This is a genomic window from Micromonospora sp. NPDC050686 (genome assembly GCF_040654475.1).
Classification (GTDB): Bacteria; Actinomycetota; Actinomycetes; order Mycobacteriales; family Micromonosporaceae; genus Micromonospora.
This window is the reverse complement of sequence record NZ_JBFAID010000143.1, coordinates 1-1,451: the sequence shown is the minus strand read 5'-3', so window position 1 is coordinate 1,451 and position 1,451 is coordinate 1. Positions and strand designations below refer to the sequence as shown.

Genomic DNA, 1,451 nt, shown 5'->3' with positions numbered 1-1,451 from the left:
GGGTGTCCCTATGGGTTTTGTCAAGCAGCAGCGGGCCTTGGCTGGTAGGGGATCTTGTCGCGGAGCATGGCGAACAGGACGTCGCAGCGACGGCGGGCCAGGCAGATCAGAGCGGCGTTGTGTTTCTTGCCTTGGGCGCGTTTGCGGTCGTAGTAGGCGCGGCTGACCGGGTCGGCCAGGGCGGCGAACGCGGCGAGGAAGAAGGCGCGTTTGAGCTGCTTGTTGCCGCCGCGGGCGGGGTGTTCGCCGCGGATCGAGCTGCCGGAGCGGCGGGTGACCGGGGCCAGACCGGCGTAGGCGGCCAGGTGTCCTGGGGTCGCGAACGAGCTGCCGTCGCCGACTTCGAGCAGGATCCGGGCGGCGGTCCTGACGCCGATGCCGGGCATCGAGGTCAGGACCTCGGCAAGAGGGTGCGCATCGAGCATCCTGTCCACCTCGTCGGCGACCTGGTCACGCTGCTGGAGCACGTCGCGCAGGCTGTCGGCCAGCCGCGGCAGGATCGTCTCGGCCGCTGCGGTGCCGGGAACGACGACGGTCTGCTCGTCCAGAGCGGCCATGATGCGCTCGACCAGGCGCTCGCCCATGCGGGGTGCGTTCTTGCTCGCGATGGAGGTGAGCTTGCGGCGGCCGGCCTTGCGCAGCCCGGCAGGGCCGCCGCACCGTGACAGCAGCTCGAGCACGGCCTTGTGCTGGATGTTTTTGCCCAGCGCCCGTTCCAGAGCGGGGTGGATCTGGGTGAGCAGCCCGCGGATGCGGTTGGTCAGCCGGGTGGCCTCGCCGGCCAGGTCGTCGTCGAAGCCGACGAGGACTTCGAGCTCGGCGAGGGCTTCGTCGCCAACGTCGACGCGGCGCAGCGTGTGCGGCAGCGTCCGGGCGGCGTCGGCGATCACGTAGGCGTCGCGCGCGTCGGTCTTCGCACTACCGGGGTGCAGGTCGGCGATGCGGCGCATCGCCAGTCCGGGCAGGTAGGCCACCTGATGACCGCAGGCCCGGGCGACCGCGATCGGCAGGGCGCCGATGGAGGCGGGCTGGTCGACCACCACGAGGACCCGGCCGTGGCGGGCAAGCTTGTCGAACACCTGCCGCAGCTTGGCCTCGGTGTTGACCAACGTCGCGTCGTGCAGCCGCTTGCCGTCCCGGTTCAGCGCGACGGCGTGGTGGCCGTCCTTGCCGACATCGAGACCGAGAAACACCTGGTAATCGCCGTGCATCGCATCGCCTCCCCGCGACGTCGCCTTGCTCGGTCGCCAGTCTGGCGTCGACTGCCGGCACCCACGTTACGAAGAGACCTACCCCAACTCCCAGGCGGCCGTGTCCCTATCAGCGGTCCGTCAACGCCACCCGGCCCGGCGACAACACCCCCCGGATCATCCATACGACAGGGGCAGTAAGTCATACCGAGCCGGGCGACCGAGGAGTCCCCGGCTGGGGACGATCAAAAAGGTAACGGG

Annotated in this window: 1 protein-coding gene; it reads right to left on the bottom strand. The window is 70.0% G+C overall.

All coding sequences use genetic code 11. The annotated features are described in order from the left end of the window. Positions 1–20 precede the first annotated feature (20 nt). On the bottom strand, positions 21–1,211 hold the full coding sequence (locus tag AB0H57_RS32820) for an IS110 family transposase (protein ID WP_357512631.1): 1,191 nt from the start codon (positions 1,209–1,211) through the stop codon (positions 21–23). Positions 1,212–1,451: the final 240 nt, after the last annotated feature.